Annotated in this window: 17 protein-coding genes; 8 read left to right on the forward strand and 9 right to left on the reverse strand. The window is 67.9% G+C overall.

Annotated elements, in window-relative coordinates:
* The first annotated feature begins 133 nt into the window (after positions 1-133).
* The gene (locus tag TSO5_RS01425) at positions 134-901 is read left to right on the forward strand and encodes a tetratricopeptide repeat protein (protein ID WP_109149917.1); all 768 of its coding nucleotides are present in this window, start codon (positions 134-136) and stop codon (positions 899-901) included.
* Between the two features lie 22 nt (positions 902-923).
* Here TSO5_RS01425 and TSO5_RS01430 read toward each other — a convergent pair whose 3' ends face one another.
* From TSO5_RS01430 to tssA, 9 genes are all read right to left on the reverse strand, one after another.
* Positions 924-2,465, reverse strand: a complete 1,542-nt coding sequence (locus TSO5_RS01430; RefSeq protein ID WP_109149918.1) for a class I SAM-dependent methyltransferase — start codon at positions 2,463-2,465, stop codon at positions 924-926.
* 131 nt (positions 2,466-2,596) lie between these two features.
* Positions 2,597-3,682 (reverse strand): type VI secretion system baseplate subunit TssG, encoded by a 1,086-nt coding sequence (gene tssG, locus TSO5_RS01435; RefSeq protein ID WP_109149919.1) that lies wholly within the window; start codon positions 3,680-3,682, stop codon positions 2,597-2,599.
* Entirely contained in the window at positions 3,646-5,478 is a 1,833-nt protein-coding gene (gene tssF, locus TSO5_RS01440) for a type VI secretion system baseplate subunit TssF (RefSeq protein WP_109149920.1), read from the reverse strand. The genes tssG and tssF overlap by 37 nt, the downstream gene beginning before the upstream one ends.
* Complete coding sequence (gene tssE, locus TSO5_RS01445) at positions 5,471-5,947, reverse strand: type VI secretion system baseplate subunit TssE (RefSeq protein ID WP_109149921.1); 477 nt, start codon at positions 5,945-5,947, stop codon at positions 5,471-5,473. The genes tssF and tssE overlap by 8 nt, the downstream gene beginning before the upstream one ends.
* A 178-nt stretch (positions 5,948-6,125) precedes the next feature.
* The gene (locus TSO5_RS01450; protein WP_109149922.1) at positions 6,126-6,923 is read right to left on the reverse strand and encodes a type VI secretion system accessory protein TagJ; all 798 of its coding nucleotides are present in this window, start codon (positions 6,921-6,923) and stop codon (positions 6,126-6,128) included.
* Positions 6,924-6,973: 50 nt separating this feature from the next.
* Positions 6,974-8,524, reverse strand: coding sequence for a type VI secretion system contractile sheath large subunit (gene tssC, locus TSO5_RS01455; RefSeq protein WP_109149923.1), 1,551 nt, complete (start codon positions 8,522-8,524; stop codon positions 6,974-6,976).
* A gap of 7 nt (positions 8,525-8,531) precedes the next feature.
* Positions 8,532-10,025, reverse strand: a complete 1,494-nt coding sequence (gene tssC / locus TSO5_RS01460; protein ID WP_085089691.1) for a type VI secretion system contractile sheath large subunit — start codon at positions 10,023-10,025, stop codon at positions 8,532-8,534.
* 4 nt (positions 10,026-10,029) lie between these two features.
* A complete protein-coding gene (gene tssB / locus TSO5_RS01465; protein ID WP_085089690.1) occupies positions 10,030-10,536 on the reverse strand; it encodes a type VI secretion system contractile sheath small subunit in 507 nt (168 codons plus the stop codon).
* Positions 10,537-10,580: 44 nt separating this feature from the next.
* Positions 10,581-11,717, reverse strand: coding sequence for a type VI secretion system protein TssA (gene tssA / locus TSO5_RS01470; protein WP_109149924.1), 1,137 nt, complete (start codon positions 11,715-11,717; stop codon positions 10,581-10,583).
* A gap of 279 nt (positions 11,718-11,996) precedes the next feature.
* Between tssA and TSO5_RS01475 the strand changes: the two genes are divergently transcribed.
* From TSO5_RS01475 to TSO5_RS01505, 7 genes are all read left to right on the forward strand, one after another.
* Positions 11,997-12,308: a hypothetical protein gene (locus TSO5_RS01475; protein WP_109073051.1), complete on the forward strand. Its 312-nt coding sequence runs from the start codon at positions 11,997-11,999 to the stop codon at positions 12,306-12,308.
* An 18-nt stretch (positions 12,309-12,326) separates the two neighbouring features.
* A complete protein-coding gene (locus TSO5_RS01480; protein ID WP_085089687.1) occupies positions 12,327-12,710 on the forward strand; it encodes a PAAR domain-containing protein in 384 nt (127 codons plus the stop codon).
* A 4-nt stretch (positions 12,711-12,714) separates the two neighbouring features.
* The gene (locus TSO5_RS01485) at positions 12,715-13,818 is read left to right on the forward strand and encodes a methyltransferase domain-containing protein (RefSeq protein ID WP_109149925.1); all 1,104 of its coding nucleotides are present in this window, start codon (positions 12,715-12,717) and stop codon (positions 13,816-13,818) included.
* 152 nt (positions 13,819-13,970) lie between these two features.
* Complete coding sequence (tssH, locus tag TSO5_RS01490; RefSeq protein ID WP_109149926.1) at positions 13,971-16,661, forward strand: type VI secretion system ATPase TssH; 2,691 nt, start codon at positions 13,971-13,973, stop codon at positions 16,659-16,661.
* Positions 16,662-16,816: 155 nt separating this feature from the next.
* Positions 16,817-17,293 (forward strand): type VI secretion system tube protein Hcp, encoded by a 477-nt coding sequence (locus tag TSO5_RS01495; protein WP_085089684.1) that lies wholly within the window; start codon positions 16,817-16,819, stop codon positions 17,291-17,293.
* Positions 17,294-17,454: 161 nt separating this feature from the next.
* Entirely contained in the window at positions 17,455-19,575 is a 2,121-nt protein-coding gene (gene tssI, locus TSO5_RS01500; protein ID WP_109149927.1) for a type VI secretion system tip protein TssI/VgrG, read from the forward strand.
* A gap of 64 nt (positions 19,576-19,639) precedes the next feature.
* Positions 19,640-20,209 (forward strand): hypothetical protein, encoded by a 570-nt coding sequence (locus TSO5_RS01505; RefSeq protein ID WP_247870529.1) that lies wholly within the window; start codon positions 19,640-19,642, stop codon positions 20,207-20,209.

The raw sequence follows: 20,209 nt of genomic DNA on the forward strand, positions 1-20,209 counted from the left end.
AACCGGGACCGCCAGCGGGACAGACTCGGGGCGACGGGACGGTCCACAACGAAGCGGCGAATGGAATAAAGCCGGTTCGCGCGCTGTTCGTGTTGCGGACCCCCGGGGGACAATTGACGAAGGTAACGGCGCCATGTCCACGCTTGCCATGCCCACGCTTTGGACCCGGATGAGAGCCGAACTGGGCGACAGCGACGCGCAGTACCGGCTGGCGGAGATGCTGCGGACGTCCGATGTCGTCGCTTCCGTGCCCTGGTACCGCCGCGCGGCCCGTCAGGGCCATGTCGCGGCGCAGACCATGCTGGCCTTCCTGCTCGCCAACGGCATCGGCGTGCCGCCCGACCCGCGCCGGGCGGTTTCCTGGTACCGCCGCGCCGCCGCCAAGGGCGATGTCGGGGCGCAGAACAACTTGGGCTTCATGCATGAACATGGCGCCGGCGTGCCGTGCGACCCTGCCAAGGCGGCGTTGTGGTACCGGTTGGCCGCGCTGCAGCATTCGGCCCCCGCCCAGGTCAACCTCGCCCTTCTCCTGCTCGACGGCCGCGGCGTCGACCGCGACGAGGTCGAGGCGGTGCGTTGGCTGCGCGCCGCCGCCGAGCAGGGCCACCCCGCCGCCCAGTACCGCCTTGGCCTCTGCCTGCGCGAGGGCGTCGGCTTGGAGCGCGATGCCGCCGAAGCCGCGCTCTGGCTGCAGGCCGCCGCCGCGGCCGGCGACCGCGAAGCGCTGGTGGCGCTGGCCGAGCTGCGCCAGACCGTCGTCCCAGCCTTTGCCGACATCCGGACTGGCAGCGGCGGGACGGACAGTGGCGCGGAGGATGAGGACGAGGCGATCGACTGGCGGCATCAGGCGGAACAGCGTCCCATGCAGGACGCCCGTGCCGGAGCGATGCCGCCGGGCTGACGCCCGTCCCACCCGACCTCAATCATCCGATCACGCCCAGCTTGCGCCAGACCGGCAGGCTGTTGCGCAGGCACCAGTCCATGCTGTCGGCGATGGCCTTGCGGCTCGCGTCGTCGGCATTCTCCGGGGCGGCCAGACGGCGCATCGCGTGGCCGACCAGCGCGTCCAGCGTTTCCGGCACGCCTTCGCACAGGCCGTCATAGAGCAGCGCCTCCATCGTGCTGACATGCAGGCCGGCCCCGCCGATCGAAGCGGCGAAGGCGCTGCTTTTGCGCCCCTCGCTGGTGGCGAGTTCATTGGCGGCGGCGCGGTTGTGGGCCAGCACGCCCGGCAGCGGCGTCACCCGCTCCGGCGGGTTGGGCACCGGGATCGCCTGGTTGGAGCCGGTCAGCATCCCGGCGATCTCCACCGCCGACAGGTTGCCGCCGGCCCGCCGCACCTCCGGCAGCTCCATCAACTCGCCGATGCGGCGCGGCCCGTCGGCCAGCGCGTCGAAGATCGGCTCGTAATGCTTGGCCTCCAGCGTCGCCTCGCCCAGCGGGACCTTGATGGTGGTGTGGGCGTCGGCCCGCGGGATGGTCAGCGCCATCGCCATGTCCATCAGCATCGCGTCGCGCTTGGCCACGCTGATCCGCCGGGCACCGCGCACGAAGACGTCGCGGCGGAAGGGCCGGCCGACGCAATAATCCTTGAAGGTCTCGCGCAGGCTGGGCACGCCGATGCTGTCGAGCGCCTTGCGCTGGTCGGGCGTCAGGGCGAGGTCCGGGTAGTTCTCGAACAGGGTGGCGGAGCCGGCATAGGTCAGCTTCGCCTCGCCCAGTTCGCGCGCGACGTCGACATGGTAGAGCGGCTGCCAGCTGCCGTTCAGATACTCGTGGGCCAGATAGACCGACTGGTCGGTGGCGCTCTGCGTCTTGGTCTCGCCGCGCAGCTTGCCGAACATCGCATCGTCGCCCAGGATCTTGGCGCCGGCCTTGTAGAGCTGCTCGGCGAAGTCGAGGCCGGCCTTGACCTGCCGGTCGCTGCGCTCGTGGACCAGTCCGGAATACTCGTAGAGCAGCCGCTGCAGCGGCATCATCGGCGCCCAGCCCGGCATGGCGTTGTAGCTGACATAGACCAACCCGCCCGGCTTCAGCTTCTTCGCCAGGAAGCGCGCGATGGCGGCGCGGTTCATCGGGCTGACCCAGCTGTAGACGCCGTGCAGCGTGACGAAGTCGAACTCCGGCAGCTCCGGTCCCTCGCCGTCGGCCATGTCGGCGAAGCTTGCCTCGTGGAAGCTGATGTTGGTCAGGCCGGCCGCCTCGGCGGCGTCGCGGGCACGGGCGATGTGGGCGGGGTGGAAGTCCACCGCATGGAACCGCCCCTGCGGGTTGGCCGCCGCGAACAGCGCCACCGTCGTGCCATGGCCGCAGCCGAGTTCGCAATAGTCGAACCCGTTCGCCGTGGACGGCGGGGCGATGCCGTTGATCAGGCAGCTCAGCGTCAGATGCGCCGGTCCCTGTTCACGGTAGAAGCCCGGCAGATATTCGATGTCCGACACATAGCCGGCGCTCCAGTCGCTCATTGGGTCCTCGTTTCAGCTCGAGCCGATACCCCCACCCCAACCCTCCCACGCTCTCGGCGGACCTAGGTCCGTCCGACACGGGGGAGGGAGGGACCCGCGAAGCGGGAGGGTGGGGGCAAGCGGGCAACCACTCACAAATCCTGCATCGGAAACACCGCGTCCTTGCGCTCGACCGGGCTCGGCGCGTGCAGCACCCAGCCGTTCCAGCCCAGCCGCGTGGCATCGCGGTCGTCCTCCCCGGCGGCCAGCCGGGCGCCCGGCACCTCCGGCGCCTGCAACGTCACCTGAAGCTCGAAATCCAGCTCCGGCCCGACATACATCCGAACCAAATCCTGCAGCTTCCGGAACTCGCGGCCTTCCGGCATGAAGTCGCGGAACTGGTCGTGGTTCAGCGGGCCGATGCGCAGGCGGAACTTGCCCTGGACGTCCCAGGCGCGGTCGCCGGCCAGCGCGTCGATGCCCAGCCGGCAATGCCGGCCTTCCGGCTCGGCCAGCGTCGGCAGCCGCGTCTGCCCGTCCGAGGATATCGGCAGCCAGCCGCCGACGAAGCTCTCCACCGTCACCGGCCGGCCGAGGAAATCCGACAGCATCTCCTGCAGATCGACGGCCGAGCGGGTCCCACGCGACAGCAGCCCGGAATAATGCAGGAGCGTCTCGTCCTCCACCACCAGCCGCTTGGTCAGCGACGGCTGGCCGATGCCGACGAAGCTGGACAGCGTGGTGCTGACCGGATCGGGCTCGCGCGAGCCTTGCCCCCGCTCGAAGGACACCGGCAGCCGGTATTTGGCCCAGGCGCGGTAGAACAGCGAGAAGCTGCGGTGATGGAAGACGTCGAAGAAGTCGCGCAGCGACCGGTTCCGCTCGCGCAAGGAGCGGATCATGATCTCGGTGTAGTGCTGCGGCAGCACGCCCAGCGGCCCGACCAGCCCCATGAAGGCGCCGATCACCGTCGGCGGCCGGCCGTCCTGGCCCGGCTCCGCCCCCGCCACCTGATTGCCGGGGAAGGTCAGCGAGGTTTCGGCGCGCAGACGCACCACCTCTTCGCGCGGGTCATGGTCATGGCCCACGGCGTGGCGGCGGGCGTTGCGCGGGTCGCGCGCATCGCGCCGGGCCTGCCATTCCAGCACCCGCACCGCCTGGAAGAAGTCGAAGCGGTGGGGAGTGCGGAACAGCCGGTCGATCACAGAAGCGGGCGGTTGCCGGCGCGGGCGGGCCATGTGCGGAGCACTCCGGTGCGGCCCTTGACCGTAGCGGTCAGCCGCGTGAAGGAATTGATCGAGCAGTACAGCCCCAGGAAATGGTCGAGGATCATCGCCAGCAGGAACATGCCGCTGCCGCTGAAGCGCTGCGGGTCGAATTCGATGCCGACATCGATGCCGCGGCAGATGGCGTCGCCCCAGGCGACGTCGCCCGGCCGCGACGGAGCCCGCGCGGTGCCGCGCTTGGTCGTCACCTTGACGAGGCCGTCTGCGATGCCGCGCGTCTCGGCCGAATCGCGGAAGTCGTAGAGCCGCAGGATCTCGCGCAGAGCCTCCGTCCCCTCCGCTCCACCGGAGATCGACAGGTGGTTGAGCAGCAGGTGGGAGACGAGGCGCCAGCGGTGCCCCTTGCGTTCGGCGATGCGCAGCGTCGGCGTCGGCGGCGTCAGGCAGGCGACACCGGACACCGCCGCCATCCCCTCCATCAGCTTCAGGTGCGGGTGGCCGCCGCCATAGGGCAGTTGCGAGGGCAGGTCGCGGTTCAGGCAGGTCGTCTCGACCGACAGCACCGATTCCGCCGGGCTGGACGGATCGAAATCGAGATCGACCAGCGCCAGATGCACCTCCGTTCCCGGATCGCGCCCGCCGGCCGGGCGGCGGCTGGCGGTGAAATAGGTGCGGCTGACCGCCTCCACCCCGCCATGGCGCAGGCCATAGAAGGGCAGGAAGCGCCGCTGCTTGCCGTCTGGGTCGGTGGCCAGCACGCTGTCGACCGAATAGACCTCCAGTGCGCCGGGACGGCGGGCGTCGGGGACCACCCGGTGCTCGTGCTGGGTCTGGGTCAGCGCCACCGGCTCCGCCCGCTGGCGGAACAGATTGACCACCGGGGTGCAACCCAGGGCGAAATTATCCTTCGACACCGCGCGCTCCAGGTCGCCGTCGGTGCTGTTCAGATAGATGAAGACTTCCAGCGTGTTGCCGGCGCGGCGCAGCACCTTCGGCGAGACGTTCAGGTCGAAGAACAGGAACTTCTCGGGGAAGGCGAAATATTCGGTCAGCAGCCGGTAACCGCCGTGGGAGCGGGCGGGGTAGGGCAGCATGCCCTCCTCGTCGCCGAAGCCGACCGGGCGGATGGCGTCGGGGCCGAGGATCACCGCGTTCGGGTCGTGCGGATCGTCGGCCAGCGCCACCGAGACGGCGTTGTTGAAGATCAGCTCGTGCAGGGCATAGACCTGCTGCGGCTGGCCGCGCAGGAAGAAGCGCAGGGTTTCCGGTCCCAACTCGGTGAAGGTCATCTCCGGCACGCGGCAGCGCAGGGTCAGCCGCAGCGCCGCCACCGCGTCGCCCGCCCGCGGGTTGGGCGGGGCCACCAGCGGCCGGCCGCTCAGCACCGCCTGATCCAGATCGACCGGCCACAGAGTCGCCGGGTAGACGGTGCAGAAGCGGCAGGTCTCCCCGCGCAGTGCCTCGGTCTCCAGCTCCGTCCCCTTCGGCACGGTGTGGGCGCCGGTCAGGTCGGGGCTGCTCCGCATCTGCACCACCGCCATCGACGGGATCGGCGCCAGGTAATGCGGATAGAGCACGTCCAGCAGCGTGTCGACCAGCTCCGGATATTCATCGTCCAGCTTGCGGCTGATGCGGGCGTTGAGGAAGGCGACGCCCTCCAGCAGCCGGGCGACATGCGGGTCCTCCACCGCGTCGGCGCTCAGCCGCAGCCGGCCGGCGATCTTCGGATGCGCCTCCGAGAACTCCGCCGCCATGCGGCGCAGATAGGTCAGCTCGCGGTTGTAATATGGGAGGAGTTCGTCAGCCACGGGCCTTGCTCGTCACGGTGACCATGTTGGAGGTGGGATCGACCACCGAATCGAACACCATCGGCTCGGGCGCCGGATCGGCGTGGATCAGCGCCTCGATCCGGAAGCGCAACGTGCGGTCCGCGGGGTCGCTGTTCTCGACCATGCTCACTGCCAGATGGGCGAAGCGCGGCTCCCAGCGCCGGATCGCCGCCTCGATCTGCGCCACCACCTCGCGCCGGCGGGATTCGGTGCCGACATTCTCGACCAGCAGGTCGTGGCAGCCATAGCCGAGGATCGAGTCCGCCAGCTCCGTCAGGTCGTCCGGCCAGCCGAGCACCCGCCGCCGGGTGTTCAGCAGGTTCTCCAGGTCGCGCCGGATCGCCGCCCGCAGGTCCGCCACGGTGTGCGGCCGCGGCGCCATGTGCTCCGGCGTGTCGTCGAGCAGACGGTCCAGGACGGACAGGGTGATGGATTGGTTGCGATCCATGGTGACCTTTGTGTCTTCTCCCTCTCCCGTCCCGGGAGAGGGAAGGGGCCCATGCGCAGCATGGGAAGGGTGAGGGGTGATCCAAGGATTAGAAATCCATGTCCGGATCGCCCCTCACCCTCCCCACGCCTGCGGCGCGGGTCCCCTCCCTCTGCCGGGGCGGGAGAGGGCGTTATCCTCACACCGCCCCGGAGAACTCCAGCGTGCCCAGCTGCATCATCGGCACCGCCTCTTCCCCGACGAGGAAGCAGCGCTGGCCCTGGCCGCGCACCGGCGCCTCCTCCGACCATTCCGTCACCCGGCCGAGCTTCACCGCGGCGTCGGCATCGGCGGGGGCTCCGCCATACAGCGCCGGCAGATAGACCTCGCCGTCCGGGCCGCCGCGCACCGTCATGTGGGCGGGGCGCCACAGCAGGTCGCGCGGGCGTTCCGGCGCGCGGAACTCGACCAGCTCCACCGTCTCGGTGGCGATCCAGAAATACTTGCCGGTGCTGGTGAAGACCTCGAAGAAGCCGCCGGTCAGGTCGTCCAGGTCGCGGAAATCCTCGAACGGCGTGCCGTCATGGCTGCCGGACACCTGCGGACGCATCTCCTCCGCCTGGGCCAGCTTCGCCACCGCGTCCGCCGTGTCGCCGGCGCGGAGCGCCACCAGCGCCTCCAGATGCAGGCGCAGATGGTCGGCGGGCTGATCGATGAACTCGGGCACCCGGCCGTCGGCGAACAGCTGGCCCCGCGCCTGTTCGGCGCGCACCAGCTGGCGGAACAGCGCCATGGTCACGGCGACCTGCGGTTCCTGCGTGCCAATGGTGTCGAGCTGCAGGTCGGCGCGCTCCAGGTTGCCGGCGAAGCTCAGCAGCTCGGCCAGGAAGACGCGGCGGTCGAGGTCGGTCGGCTTCTTCTTGATCTCGCCGTTCAGCGCGGTGATCGCCTCGTCGAGGCGGCCCGCCTGGAACAGCTGGGCTGCGGTTTCGCTCATGATCGGTTTCTCCCCTGGATGGAACGCCTGACCTCGCCGGTATCGCCGGGTCACGCCGCTCCGCCGGTTTGGGCCAGCTCCGTCACCAGCTTGAAGGTCGAGAAGACCTGATCGAGCTGGAAGTGCGGCCGTAGATGGATGACGCATTGATAGTTGCCGGGCTTGCCCGGAATGGCGCGGACCTGGATGCTGCCCTCGCGCAAGGGATAGCGCGCCTTCTGGTCCAGGCTGGCGTCGTCGTTGCCCAGGCAATAGCCGTGCAGCCAGCTCTGCAGGTCGCGCTCGCATTCCTCCGGCGTGACGAAGGCGCCGACGCGGTCACGCACCATCACCTTCAGGAAATGGGCGAAGCGCGCCACGCAGAACATGTAGCGCATCATGGCCGACAGCCGGGCGTTGGCGGTCGCCGTCATGTTGGTGTACTGCCCGACGCGCTGGACCGACTGGTTGCCGTAGAAGACCAGATAGGGCGTGTCCTTGCAGCGGCTGATCGGGATGAAGCCGAGATCGTCCAGGTCCCGTTCCAATTGGTCGGAGATCGAAACCTCGACCGAGAATTTCTGCGCCACCTTTGTGGCGTCGGTGGCGAAGTCCGGCACCACCAGTTCGGTCACCAGCCCGCCGCCGACCACGTCCCGTTGCGCGCCGCGAATGTCGGCGAACCAGCCGTGATGCAGGAAGGAGCGGATCAGCACGGTGCCGAAGGCGTAGACCGCGTTGCCCCAGCAATGATCCTCCAGCCGCATGCCGCCTTCACCGCCGAGGGACTCCTCGCGGTAGCGGAAGCCGTGGCGGGCCTGCGGATCGTCGCCATAGGGCTCGCGCATCAGCACGCGCGGCAACGCCACGCCGATGAAGCGCGAATCCTCGGTCTCCTGGAAGCGGTGCCAGCGCTGGTATTCCGTCTGCCGCAGCACCGATTTCAGGTCCAGCGGCAGGCCAAGCTCGTGGAAGGTCTCCAGCCCGAACAGCTCCGGCGCCGCTCCGACGATGGCGGGGGCGAATGCAGCCGCGGCGACCTGGGCCAGCCCCTTCAGGCCGGACACGTCGTCGGTCGGTCGCTCCTTGGTCGGGCGGTGCTGCACCGCATAGTCGCACAGCAGCACGCCGAACGGACGGCCGCCGGGCATGCCGAATTCGTCGCTGTAGACCTTGTTGAACAGCTGGCTCTGGTCGAACTCGATGGCGCGTTCCTGGTCGCGGCATAGTTCGGCCCAGGTCAGGTTCAGCAGCCGCAGAACCACCGTCTCGGCGGTCTGCGCCTGCTTCACCAGCGTGCGCACCCCGCGCCACGACGCCTCCAGCGATTGGAAGCGCTTGTGGTGCAGGATGGCGTTGACCTGCTCGGACAGCAGCGCGTCGATGGCCGCGATGTCGCGGTCGAGCGCGGCGCGCAGCGTGTCCAGGCTGTCATAGACGGGAAGGGTAATCCCGAACCACAGGCGAAGCGCGTCGCCCGGCCCTTTCGCCGCCAGAAAGGCGTCGAGCAGGCCGGGGTCGTCGCGGCCGATCGCCATGTCGACCGCCCGCAGACGCAACGGCCGTTCTAGGACCGTCGCCTCCGCGTCATCGGCATGAAAGTCCGCCGCTGACTCGCTCATGCCGCTATCAGCCGGCCTGCGGGATGCGGGCGACCATGCGCATGGAGGTGGTCAGTTCCTCCATCTGCAGCCACGGGCGCATCCAGGCGACGGCGTTGTAGGAGCCGGGCTTGCCCGGGATCTCCTTCACCTGCACCTTGGCCTCGGCCAGCGGGTACTTCGCCTTCATCTCCTGGCCCGCGGCTTCGTTGCCGTTGACGTAGTTCAGGATCCAGCGGTTCAGCCACGCCTCGCAGTCGCTCGCCTCCATGAAGGAGCCGATCTTGTCGCGCGCCATGATCTTCAGGTAATGGGCGAAACGCGAGGTCGCCATGATGTAGGGCAGGCGGGCGGAGATCGCGGCGTTCGCGGTCGCCTCCGGCCGGTCGTACTTCTTGGGCTTCTGCGTGGTCTGGGCGCCGAAGAAGACGGCGTAGTCCTGGTTCTTGTAGTGGCAGAGCGGCAGGAAGCCCAGCTTCGACAGCTCGGCCTCGCGACGGTCGGTGATGCCGATCTCGGTCGGGCACTTGGCGTCGCTGTCGCCGTCGTCGGAGGTGAAGGTGTGGAAGGGCAGGTTCTCGACCTTGCCGCCGCCCTCGGCGCCGCGGATGGCCGTGCACCAGCCATACTGCGAGAAGGCGTTGGTCAGGCGCTGGCCCATCGCGTAGGACGCGTTCATCCAGCAATAGTCGTTATGCGCCATCGGCCGGGCGATGCCGCCCTCGTACGGGGCCTCCTCGTACTCGAACTCCTCGACCGGCTTGGTGTTGGCGCCGTAGGGCATGCGGGCCAGCACGCGCGGCATGGTCAGCGTGACGAAGCGGCTGTCGTCGCTCTCACGGAAGCTGCGCCACTTGGTGTACTCGACGCTGTCGAAGATCTTCTCCAGGTCGCGCGGCTTCGACAGCTCGGTCATGTCCTCGAAACCGAACAGCTTGGGGCTGGCGGCCGAGATGAAGGGCGCGAAGGCGGCCGCCGCGACGTTGGAGACGCCGGTCAGCAGCTCCATGTCGTCGGGGTGGTTGGTGAACTCGTAGTCGCCGATCAGGGCGCCGTAGGGTTCGCCGCCGGCGATGCCGAACTCGTTCTCGTAGATCTTCTTGAACAGGTTGCTCTGGTCGAATTCGACCGCCTTCGAGATGTCCTTGTACAGGTCCTTCTTCGGGCAGTTCATGACGCGGATCTTGAGCGTCGAGCCCGTCTCCGAGTTCATGACCAGATAGTTCAGGCCGCGCCACGATCCTTCCAGCTTCTGGAACTTCTCGTGGTGCATGATGGCGTTGAGCTGCTTGCTGATCTTGGCGTCGATCGCGGCGATCGCCTTGTTGATCGTCTGGCCCAGGTTCTTGTTGAAGGTGACCGTACCGGCCAGCGCTTCCTGGGTCAGGGTGCGCAGCAGCTCCTGCGCACGGTCCGGCTCGGTCTGCTTGGTGGCGGCGATGGCCTGGTCGAGGATCGAGAGGCCGGTACCTTCGGCGACCGCGCCGGCGGCGGCAGCGCCCTGGGTCTGAGCGTCGCTCATAGGATCAGCCCTCCTTCGTCTCGGTGCCGAGCTCGCCGCTCAGCGCCTTCAGCTCGTCGGTGTTCTGCAGCACGCGCTCCAGCAGACCTTCCAGCTCTTCCGAGCGGTCGGCCTTGCTCAGCAGGTCGCGCAGCTGGTTGCGGGTCTCCAGCAGCTTGCGCAGCGGCTCGACCTGCTGGACGACGCGGCCCGGCTCGAAATCCTCCATCGACTTGAAGGCGAGATCGACCGACAGCTGGGTGCCGTCGTCGGCCAGGGTGTTGTCGACCTTCATCTTCAGGCCGGGCGTCATGCGGGCCATGACGTCGTTGAAGTTGTCGCGGTCGATCTGAATGAACTTGCGGTCCTTCAGCGGCTTCAGCGGCTCGGTCGGATCGCCCGAGAAGTCGCCGAGGACGCCCACGACGAAGGGCAGCTCCTTGACGACGGTCGCGCCTTCGGTCTCGACGTCGTAGGTGATGTGGACGCGGGGCTTGCGCACGCGATCCAGCTTCTGGTGGATACTCGCCATGTGATCGGACCTCCCTGCTCACGCCGTAGGATAGGCGATGATCGTCAATACCCGGATTGTTCTGCCGGCGGCGGCGCCTTGGCGCCGGACGCGATGAAGAACTGCCGCCGCGTTTCCTCGTCGGTGATGAGCTCCAGCAGGAGCTCCTGCAACGACATGCGGCCGCGGCGGACCACCTCCTCCAGCGTGTAGGAGATGGGGGAATGGGGTTCCGTCTTGCGGAAGAAATCGGCGACCTGCAAGAGGACCTTGAAGGCCTCCTCGCGCGTTGCAACGGCCCCGCTGGCCTGGACCTTCGCCGTCGCGGCCACGGCACCGCCGCCGGCCGCCACCAGCTCGGTCGATCCCGAGGGGCTGTCGGCCGCCGCCGGCTCGTCGCCGGACAGGGTCGCCAAACGGTCGCGCGCGGCGTAATTCACCGCGTCCAGCGCCGCCGCCAGCACGTTGCGGATGTTGCCGGCGGGCGGCGAGTCGTAGCCGGCCTTGTCGTAGAGGATCTTGCCCAGCGCCTCGAACTCGTCGATGGCGCCCTGGATGTCCTCGACGAGCGTCTTGAATTCCGACGCCGGCGTCTCGCGCACGCTTTGCTCGAACTGTTCCCAGGTGACGGCGCCGTTATCGATTCGCGCCTGCCGGCGCGTCTCGTCGGTGATCTTCGCCAGTTCCACCGCCTGCTCGTACTGCCAGAGCGAATAGGGGATGTCCCCCATCGTCAGCGGCACCTTGCGGATGGGCTGGATCAGCGTGCCGTCGGCCGATTCGCCGTTCAGTCCGGTCAGCGGTCCCACGCGGGTGGCGATGCCGTCCTCGTCCGGGGCGGGATACAGCCCGTCCCAGAACCGCTCCACCAAGCCGCGGGCCAGCGCGAAGCCGTCACGCAGGCCGGCATAGCCCTCCGCCCGCAGCAGCGCCTCGATGAACCAGGCGGTGACCTCCAGGTCCTTGGCCTGGGTGCGCAGGATTCTGGGGCTGACCTCCAGGATGGTGCGCCATTCCGGCAGCAGCCCGCCGGCATCGTCCTCCACATCCATGGAGCGTTCCGCGGCGCGGGCGGCGCTGCGCGCATCCTTTACCGTGTAGTAGTCAGCCGAGGCATTCTCGCGCAGGTCGATTCCGGACTCGGATTCACCTTCGATCGGCTGCAGAAGCTCTTCAATGTCGAAAATTTGCGGTGACGCCATGTTAAGGAGAACACCCTTTCCGCATTCATATGAAAGAAGCAATAGCCGACCGCCGGCGCTCCCGCCAGTTTGGGAGAAAGCGTTCAAGCCGCAAAATTGATAGCGTTACTTACAACGGTTCGACAAGGCTATTCGTCATGGCGGCCCTGGACGAACGAAATATTGCAATTGCGTAACAAATTAGCCGGTGGGCTAGCCCGACAAGCTTGACGAAACGCAATTGCGGATGAATGCTGCCGGTCTGACGTCGGAACGAAGCCCCTCGGGATGCCTTTTGCGATGACTCCTGGCGCCAATCCGTACAACCCGCAAGGCATCGCCATCGGCCTGCCGGCCGATGTGGCCGTGCCCGAGGAGACCGGCATGCCTGTGCTGGTGGAAAAGCGCGACCCCTCCGGCCGGCTGCTGGCGCGGGTCGGCATCGCCGCGGGGGTGCTGGAGGGACCGTGCCTCTTCTTCGCGGAGGATGGCGAGACGGTGGTGTCGCGGATGATGTTCCGCGCCGGCCGCCCGCTTCTGCCGCAATCGCCGGGCGTCCCGTCGCCCTTCCTGTCCGGCTGCCCGGTGGCTGCCGGCGAATCGCCGTTCTGACCGGCCGGAGTCACCAGGATGCCGCCCGCTGCCCGCCTCGGCGACCTGATCAAGCAGGACACGCCGCACTGCCACGCACCGATCCACCCGCCGGCCCCGGTGCCGGCGCCGGCGCCCCATCCGGGCCTGCCGCTGGCGATCATCCTGGGCAGTCCGACGGTGCTGATCGGCAAGATGCCGGCGGCCCGGCTGACCGACATCTCAGCCCCCTGCGTGCTGCCCGGCTGCATTCCCGCCGGTCCCGGCATGATCTCGCAAGGGTCGGGCACCGTGCTCATCAACAGCCTGCCGGCTGCCCGGATCAACGACATGACCGCACACACCAGCTGCGTCGCCCCGATCCCCGCACCGGTCGGCAAGGTGCTGCCGCCCGGCTGCCCCACCGTCATCATCGGCGGCTGACCGCATGCGCCTCGGCCATTTCGAGAGTCTGCACCCGGTCTGCCCGCGCTGCCTCGCCACCCGCGGAGCCGCGGTGCCGTTGGCGCTGGGCATGATGGAGCAGGCGACGGCGGAGGATGTGCGCTGGGGCACGCTGGTGTGCGGCGACGACGCCTGCGCCATGGAATATCCAATCGTCGACGGCGTTCCGATCCTGGTTCCCGACCTGCGCGGCTGGATGGCGGCCAACGGCCATCTGCTGACCACGCGCACCGACCTGCCGGCGGCGATGGAGGGTGTGCTGGGCGATGGCTTCGGTCCCGACAGCGCCTTCAACGCCACGCGCCAGCACCTGTCCAGCTATGGCTGGGACCATTACGGAGACCTCGACCCCGCGACGCCGCCGGGCGAGGCGGGGTCGGTGGTGCGCTGTCTCGACGCCGGGCTGGAGCGCCTGGGCGCGCTGCCGGCCGGGCCGGTGCTGGATCTCGGCTGCGGCGCCGGACGGACCAGCTTCGAACTGGCGGACCGGACCGGTGGCCTCGTGGTCGGGCTCGACCTGCACTGGCCGCTGCTGATGCTGGCGCGGCGGGTGATGGAGCGGGGGGAGGCGGTCTTTCCGCTGCGCCGCTCCGGCATCGCCTATGACCGCCGGCGGATCGAAGCCCGGTTCGCCGCGGCAGAGCGGGTCGATTTCTGGATTGGCGACGCGCTGTTCCCGCCTTTCGCGCCGCAGCGATTTGCCTTGGTTGCGGCGATGAACGTGCTCGATTGCGTGGCTTCGCCGCCGGCACTTCTGCACGCCATCGACGGGGCGGTGGCGGACGGCGGTGGCGCGATTCTGGCGACGCCCTTCGACTGGTCAACCCAGGCGACGCCGGTGGAGGCCTGGCTCGGCGGCCATTCCCAGCGTGGCGACGATGCCGGCCGCTGCGAAGCGGTGCTGGCCCGGCTTCTGACGCCGGGGGCCCATCCGCAATCGGTCGCGAGGCTGCACGCGCAAGGAGAGCCGGTCGATGTTCCCTGGACGGTGCGTATGCATGACCGCGCATTTATGCAATATATGACGAATATGACGATGTTACGCGCATGTTCCGAGAAAGACGCTGGAAAGTTTCATTCGACTTGAGAAGCATTGCTGTGGATTTTTCGAAATAGCTTGGCCAGAGTTCGCGGTACAGCCACAGGACGAACCGGCCGGCCGGTTGAGATGGAGCGGACGCCAAGAGCGCTCTGCCCGCATGGGTTGAAGACACGAAAGCACGAGAAGGGGGTGGAGCCATGGTGGCGGTCGATCTGCAGAGCATGATTTCCCGGCTGAATCCTCTGTGCCGGCGGGCGCTGGAGGCGGCGGCCGGACAGACGCTGTCGCGCACGCATTACAATTGCGAGATCGAGCACTGGCTTCTCCAGCTGATCGGTGCCGCGGACGGCGACATCTCCGCCATCCTGCGCGTCTATGAGATCGACGCCGGCCGGCTGTCGGCCGACCTGACGCGGGTGCTGGACAAGCTGAAGACCGGCAACAGCCGCGCCCCTGCGCTGTCGCCCAACCTCGTCCAGCTGATGCGCGAGGCGTGGGTGCTGGCCTCCCTGCAATATGGCGAGGGGGCGGTGCGCTCCGGCCATCTGCTGACGGCCCTGCTGTCCGACGAATCGCTGTCGGCCCAGGCGCGCGACATGTCCGGCCAGTTCGCGAAGATCACCGCCGAGGCTCTGCGCCGCGACTTGGCCCGCATCGTCGCCGACACGGCGGAGGCGCGGACCAGCGCCCCGGTCGCGGCTGCCGGTGGCGGTGCCGCCGGGGCGTCGGCCGGCGGTGCGCCGAAGGCGGGTGGGGCGACCCCCAACCTCGACCAGTACACCATCGACCTGACCGACCGCGCCAAGAACGGCAAGATCGATCCGGTTCTGGGCCGCGACGCCGAGATCCGCCAGATCATCGACGTGCTGACCCGCCGCCGTCAGAACAACCCGATCCTGACCGGCGAGGCCGGCGTGGGCAAGACGGCGGTGGTGGAGGGCTTCGCGCTGCGCATCGCCGCCGGCGACGTGCCGCCCGACCTGCGCAACGTCCGCCTGCTGTCGCTCGACCTCGGCCTGCTGCAAGCCGGCGCCGGCATGAAGGGCGAGTTCGAGAATCGGCTGAAGGGCGTCATCGACGAGGTGAAGGGTTCCAGCCAGCCCATCATCATGTTCATCGACGAGGCGCACACCCTGATCGGCGCCGGCGGGCAGGCCGGCCAGAACGACGCCGCCAACCTGCTGAAGCCCGCCCTGGCGCGCGGCGAGATGCGCACCATCGCCGCCACCACCTGGGCCGAATACAAGAAGTATTTCGAAAAGGACCCGGCGCTGACCCGCCGCTTCCAGGTGGTGAAGGTGGAGGAGCCGGCGGAGCCGGTCGCCGTCGACATGATGCGCGGCCTGACCGCCACGCTTGAGAAGCACCACAAGGTCCGCATCGTCACCGAAGGGCTGATCGAATCGGTTCGCCTGTCCAGCCGCTACATCCCGGCGCGCCAGCTGCCCGACAAGGCGGTCAGCCTGCTCGACACCGCCTGCGCCCGCGTGGCGATGAGCCAGACCGCGACGCCGCCCGCCATCGAGGACCGCCGCCGCACCATCCAGCTGACCGAGACCGAGGTCGCGATCCTGGAGCGCGAGGAGGCCATCGGCATCGACCATGCCGAACTGCTCGCCGCGCTGAAGGACAAGATCGCCGCCACCCAGGCTGACCTGGAGGCGCTGGAGGCGCGCTGGACCAAGGAACTGGAACTGGTCAAGGCGATCAACGAGACGCGTGACCAGCTGGTCGCCGCGCACGAGCAGGCCAAGGCTCCGGCCGCCGAGGGCGCAGCTCCTGCCGAGCCGCTCGACGCCGAGGCGCTGAACGCCAAGCTGAGCGCGTTGACCGCCGAGCTGACCGCGCTGCAGGGCGAGGATCCGCTGGTCAAGGTCGCGGTCGACGGGCAGGCGGTGGCCGAGGTGGTCGCCAACTGGACCGGCGTTCCGGTCGGCCGCATGGTCTCCAACGAGATCAAGACCATCCTGTCGCTCGCCGACCGCATGAAGGAGCGGATCATCGGCCAGGACCACGCGCTGGACGCCATCGCCCAGGCGATGTGGACCAGCCGGGCCAAGCTGACCGACCCGCGCAAGCCGATCGGCGTCTTCCTGATGGTCGGCACCTCGGGCGTCGGCAAGACCGAGACGGCGCTGACCCTGGCCGACCTGATCTATGGCGGCGAGCAGAACGTCACCACCATCAACATGACCGAGTACAAGGAGGAGCATAAGGTCTCCCTGCTGCTCGGTTCGCCTCCCGGCTATGTCGGCTTCGGCGAAGGCGGCGTTCTGACTGAGGCGGTGCGCCGCCGGCCTTACAGCGTCGTGCTGCTGGACGAGCTGGAGAAGGCCCACCCCGGCGTGCAGGACATCTTCTTCCAGGTGTTCGACAAGGGCACGATCAAGGACGGCGAAGGCCGCGACATCGACTTCAAGAACACCGTCATCATCATGACGTCGAACGCCGGCACCGACCTGATCCACAAGCTGTGCGCCGATCCGGAGACCGCGCCGGACGCCGACGGGCTGCTGGAGGCGCTGCATCCGGAACTGCAGAAGAGCTTCAAGCCGGCCTTCCTCGGCCGCTGCACGGTCATCCCGTATTTCCAGCTGTCCGACGAGAATCTGGCGAAGATCGTGGTCCTGCAGTTGAACCGCATCGCCAAGCGGGTGGTGCAGAACTACAAGGCCGCCTTCTCCTACTCCGACGATCTGGTGCAGAGCATCGTCAGCCGCTGCCAGGAGGTGTCGAGCGGTGCCCGCAACATCGAGACCATCCTGAGCCGCACGCTGCTGCCGGAGATCTCGTCCCGCATCCTCGCCCGCATGGGCGATGGCGAACCGATCACCCGCGTCCACGTCTCGGTCGATGGCGAAGACCGCTTCGTCTACGACATCGCCTGACACATCCGGAAGCGGGAGAGCCGGGGCGGGCGCGAGAAAAAACAGGCCGGCGGTGACGCCCGTCACAGCACCCGCCTCAATTCTTTCGTAACCATACTGCACAGATCAAGCTTACCCGTTAAGACCGACCTTCAAGAGAGAGCGAGGAGACCAACATGGCGATCTACATCAAGTACGAAGGCATCGACGGCGAGGCCACGCACGAGACCCACAAGAAGTGGCTGGACGTCGGTTCGCTGCAGTGGGGCGTCGGCCGCGCCATCAGCACCCCGTCGGGCTCGACCGCCAACCGCGAGGCGTCGGAGCCGTCGGTGTCGGAAGTGACCATCACCAAGCTGATGGACAGCTCCTCGCCGAAGTTCTTCGTCGAATCCTGCACCGGCGCCATCGGCAAGAAGGTGCAGATCCACCTCGTCACCACCGGCAGCCCGGGCAACACCTATGCCGAGTACACCCTGACCAACGCCCTGGTCTCGGCCTACTCGATGTCGTCGGGCGGCGACCGTCCGTCGGAGTCGATCTCCATCAGCTTCACCAAGATGGAGTACAAGTTCATCCCGTACGACGACAAGAACAAGGCCGGCACGCCGATCTCGGTCTCCTACGACCTGTCGACGACCAAGAGCGCCTGATAAGCGGTGCCCCCTCCCTAACCCTCCCCCACCTTCGGTGCGAGAGGGGACTGCCGCCGCTTCGCATAAGGCACCCTCTCCCGCGAAGCGGGGGAGGGTCGGGGAGGGGGCAAAGCACCTGCCGTCACTGATACTTTCTCTTTATCAAGGACCAAGCCCGCATGTCGGATGCGCCCACCATCTCGCAGACCGGCCGGCTTCTGTCGCTGACCTCGCCGTTGGGCGCGGACGTGCTGATCCCGGTGGCCGTCGAGGGGGAGGAAGGGCTGTCGCGCCTGTTCCGCTACACCATCACGATGATCTCTCCGCGGATGACGATCGCGCCGGCCGACATCCTGGGGAAGTCGCTGACGCTGTCCATCGCGCGCAAGGGCGGCGATCCCCGCATCGTCAACGGCATCGTCAGCAGCTTTTCCGCCGGGCCGCTGGCCCTGCGCGGCTATCGCCAATACACCGCCGAGATCGTGCCGACCCTGTGGCTGGCCACGCTGCGCTCCGACTGCCAGGTCTTCCAGGAGAAGAGCGTCGTGCAGATCGTCGACGCCATGCTGTCCGACTGCGGTGTGACCGAGGTGAAGAAGCAGGGCCTGTCCGGCAGCCACAACGCCCGGCCGGTCTGCGTCCAGTACCGCGAGACCCATTACGACTTCATCGCCCGCCTGCTGCAGGACGAGGGCATCTATTTCTATTTCCAGCACGAGGCCGGCAAGCACACGCTGGTGCTGAGCGACAGCGCGTCCGGCTACACCGACTGCCTGGACAAGGATGTCATCCACGCCACCTCGGTGCAGGGCAACACGCTGGCCATCGACGGCTGGGCGCATTCGCAATCCTACGTGTCCGGCAAATGGACGCTGAAGGACTATAATTTCGAGACGCCCAGCACCGACCTGACCGCCAGCACCACCACGGTGCTCAGCGTTCCCGCCTTCAAGTCGCACGAGATGTTCGGCTATCCCGGCGGCCATATGGTGAAGGCCGACGGCACCACCCTGTCGCGCCTGCGCATGGAGGAGACGGAGACCGGATACGAGCGGGTGGAGGGCAGCGCCACCTACCGCGGCCTGTTCGCCGGCGGCAAGATCTCGATGACCGGCCATGCGGTGACGGCCGAGGTCGGCAAGGGCTATGTCCTCACAGAACTGGCGTTGAGCGCCCAGGACCAGAGCCATCTGGGCAACGGTGGCGTTCCGCCGTCCTTCTCCTGCCGCTTCGCCGCGATCCCCGACGCCACCGTGTTCCGCCCGCCGCCGGTGCCGCGCCCGCGCACCCATGGGCCGGACACCGCGACCGTGGTCGGCCCCAGCGGCGAGGAGATCTATTGCGACAAGTACGGCCGGGTGCGGGTGCAGTTCCATTGGGACCGCAAGGGCACCAACGACGAGAAGAGCTTCGTCTGGCTGCGCGTCGCCCAGACCATGGCCGGCAAGAACTGGGGCACCATCTTCACCCCGCGCGTCGGCATGGAGGTGCTGGTCGATTACATCGGCGGCGATCCCGACCGGCCCCTGATCGTCGGCTGCGTCTACAACGCGGAGAACATGCCGCCCTACACGCTGCCCGACAACAAGACGCAGAGCGGCATCAAGACGCGCTCCAGCAAGGGGGGCGATACGGCCACCTTCAACGAGCTGCGTTTCGAGGACAAGAAGGACGCGGAGGAGATCTACTTCCACGCCCAGAAGGACTTCACCCGGATGGTGGAGAACGACGACACGCTGACCGTCGATCACGACCAGACCATCACCATCAAGAACAACCGCACCGAAACGGTGTCGGAAGGCAACGAGTCGGTCACCATCGCCAAGGGCAACCGCAGCGTCACCGTGTCGGAAGGCAACGACAGCCATGAGGTGTCGACCGGCAACCAGTCCCTGACGGTGGGGGAGGGCAACCGGACCGTCACCGTCAGCAAGGGCAACGACACCCACACGGTCAGCCAGGGCAACCGGACGGTGGAGGTCGGGCAGGGCAACGACAGCCTCACCGTCGGCCAGGGCAACATGGCGATTGACGTGAAGCAGGGCGACTATGCGCTGAAGCTGGGGCTGGGCGACGTGTCGGTGAAGGCCAGCACCGGCAAGATCACCATGGAGGCCACGACCTCCATCGAACTGAAGGTCGGCGGCAACAGCGTCAAGATCGATCAGACCGGCGTCACCGTCAAAGGCCTGATGGTCAAGGTCACCGGCGATAGCCAGGTGCAGATCAAGGGTGCGATGACGCAGGTGAACGGCGACGCGATGGTCCAGGTCAAGGGCGGCGTGGTAACCATCAATTGACGAAACACCGCCCAGAGTGGGGCGGTCTTCACAAGCGGGGTTTGGGACGGTGGACATCGGGTTGTTGCCGAAGTTGCGCTTCGCCCGCGCGGCCGAAGCGGTCGCGGGGCTGGACCTGTCGGCGGAGGCGAAGGCGCTGTTCGCGCCGAACGCTCCGACATCCGCCTACCTGAAGGCGCTGATCGACGCCGAACTGTATGCGGACGCCATCCGCCTGCTGGGCATGGCCCTGCCGCGGCGCGAGGCGGTATGGTGGGGCTGCTTGGCGGCCCGCGGCGCGCTTCCCCCTGAACCGGCCCCCGCCGACGGCGCCGCGCTGGAGGCGGCGGAGGCCTGGGTCTTCCGCCCGACGGAGGAGAACCGCCGCGCCTGTTTCGCCCCCGCAGAAGCGATGAATTTCGAGACGGCCTGCGCCAATGCCGCCATGGCCGCCTTCTGGTCCGGCGGCAGCCTCGCTCCGCCCGATGCGGCGGTGGTGGTGCCGCCGGGTGACGGGCTGACCGGCACCGCCGCCGCCGCCGCGGTGCTGCTCGCCGCCGCCGCGGTGCCGAAGGAGATCAAGGCCCGACATCGCGCGTCGCTGGCCCAGGCGCTGGACATCGCCAATGGCGGCAGCGGCAAGGTGGGGGCGTGA

This window comes from Azospirillum sp. TSO5 (assembly GCF_003116065.1).
Classification (GTDB): Bacteria; Pseudomonadota; Alphaproteobacteria; order Azospirillales; family Azospirillaceae; genus Azospirillum.

Coding starts and splice junctions, on each gene's coding strand:
- tssB (WP_085089690.1), bottom strand. CDS start 10,536: ATGGCGAGTATCCACCAGAAGCTGGATCGCGTGCGCAAGCCCCGCGTC.
- tssC (WP_109149923.1), bottom strand. CDS start 8,524: ATGAGCGAGTCAGCGGCGGACTTTCATGCCGATGACGCGGAGGCGACG.
- TSO5_RS01450 (WP_109149922.1), bottom strand. CDS start 6,923: ATGAGCGAAACCGCAGCCCAGCTGTTCCAGGCGGGCCGCCTCGACGAG.
- tssC (WP_085089691.1), bottom strand. CDS start 10,025: ATGAGCGACGCTCAGACCCAGGGCGCTGCCGCCGCCGGCGCGGTCGCC.
- TSO5_RS01485 (WP_109149925.1), top strand. CDS start 12,715: ATGCGCCTCGGCCATTTCGAGAGTCTGCACCCGGTCTGCCCGCGCTGC.
- TSO5_RS01495 (WP_085089684.1), top strand. CDS start 16,817: ATGGCGATCTACATCAAGTACGAAGGCATCGACGGCGAGGCCACGCAC.
- TSO5_RS01425 (WP_109149917.1), top strand. CDS start 134: ATGTCCACGCTTGCCATGCCCACGCTTTGGACCCGGATGAGAGCCGAA.
- TSO5_RS01475 (WP_109073051.1), top strand. CDS start 11,997: ATGACTCCTGGCGCCAATCCGTACAACCCGCAAGGCATCGCCATCGGC.
- tssE (WP_109149921.1), bottom strand. CDS start 5,947: ATGGATCGCAACCAATCCATCACCCTGTCCGTCCTGGACCGTCTGCTC.
- tssA (WP_109149924.1), bottom strand. CDS start 11,717: ATGGCGTCACCGCAAATTTTCGACATTGAAGAGCTTCTGCAGCCGATC.
- tssH (WP_109149926.1), top strand. CDS start 13,971: ATGGTGGCGGTCGATCTGCAGAGCATGATTTCCCGGCTGAATCCTCTG.
- tssG (WP_109149919.1), bottom strand. CDS start 3,682: ATGGCCCGCCCGCGCCGGCAACCGCCCGCTTCTGTGATCGACCGGCTG.
- tssI (WP_109149927.1), top strand. CDS start 17,455: ATGTCGGATGCGCCCACCATCTCGCAGACCGGCCGGCTTCTGTCGCTG.
- TSO5_RS01480 (WP_085089687.1), top strand. CDS start 12,327: ATGCCGCCCGCTGCCCGCCTCGGCGACCTGATCAAGCAGGACACGCCG.
- TSO5_RS01430 (WP_109149918.1), bottom strand. CDS start 2,465: ATGAGCGACTGGAGCGCCGGCTATGTGTCGGACATCGAATATCTGCCG.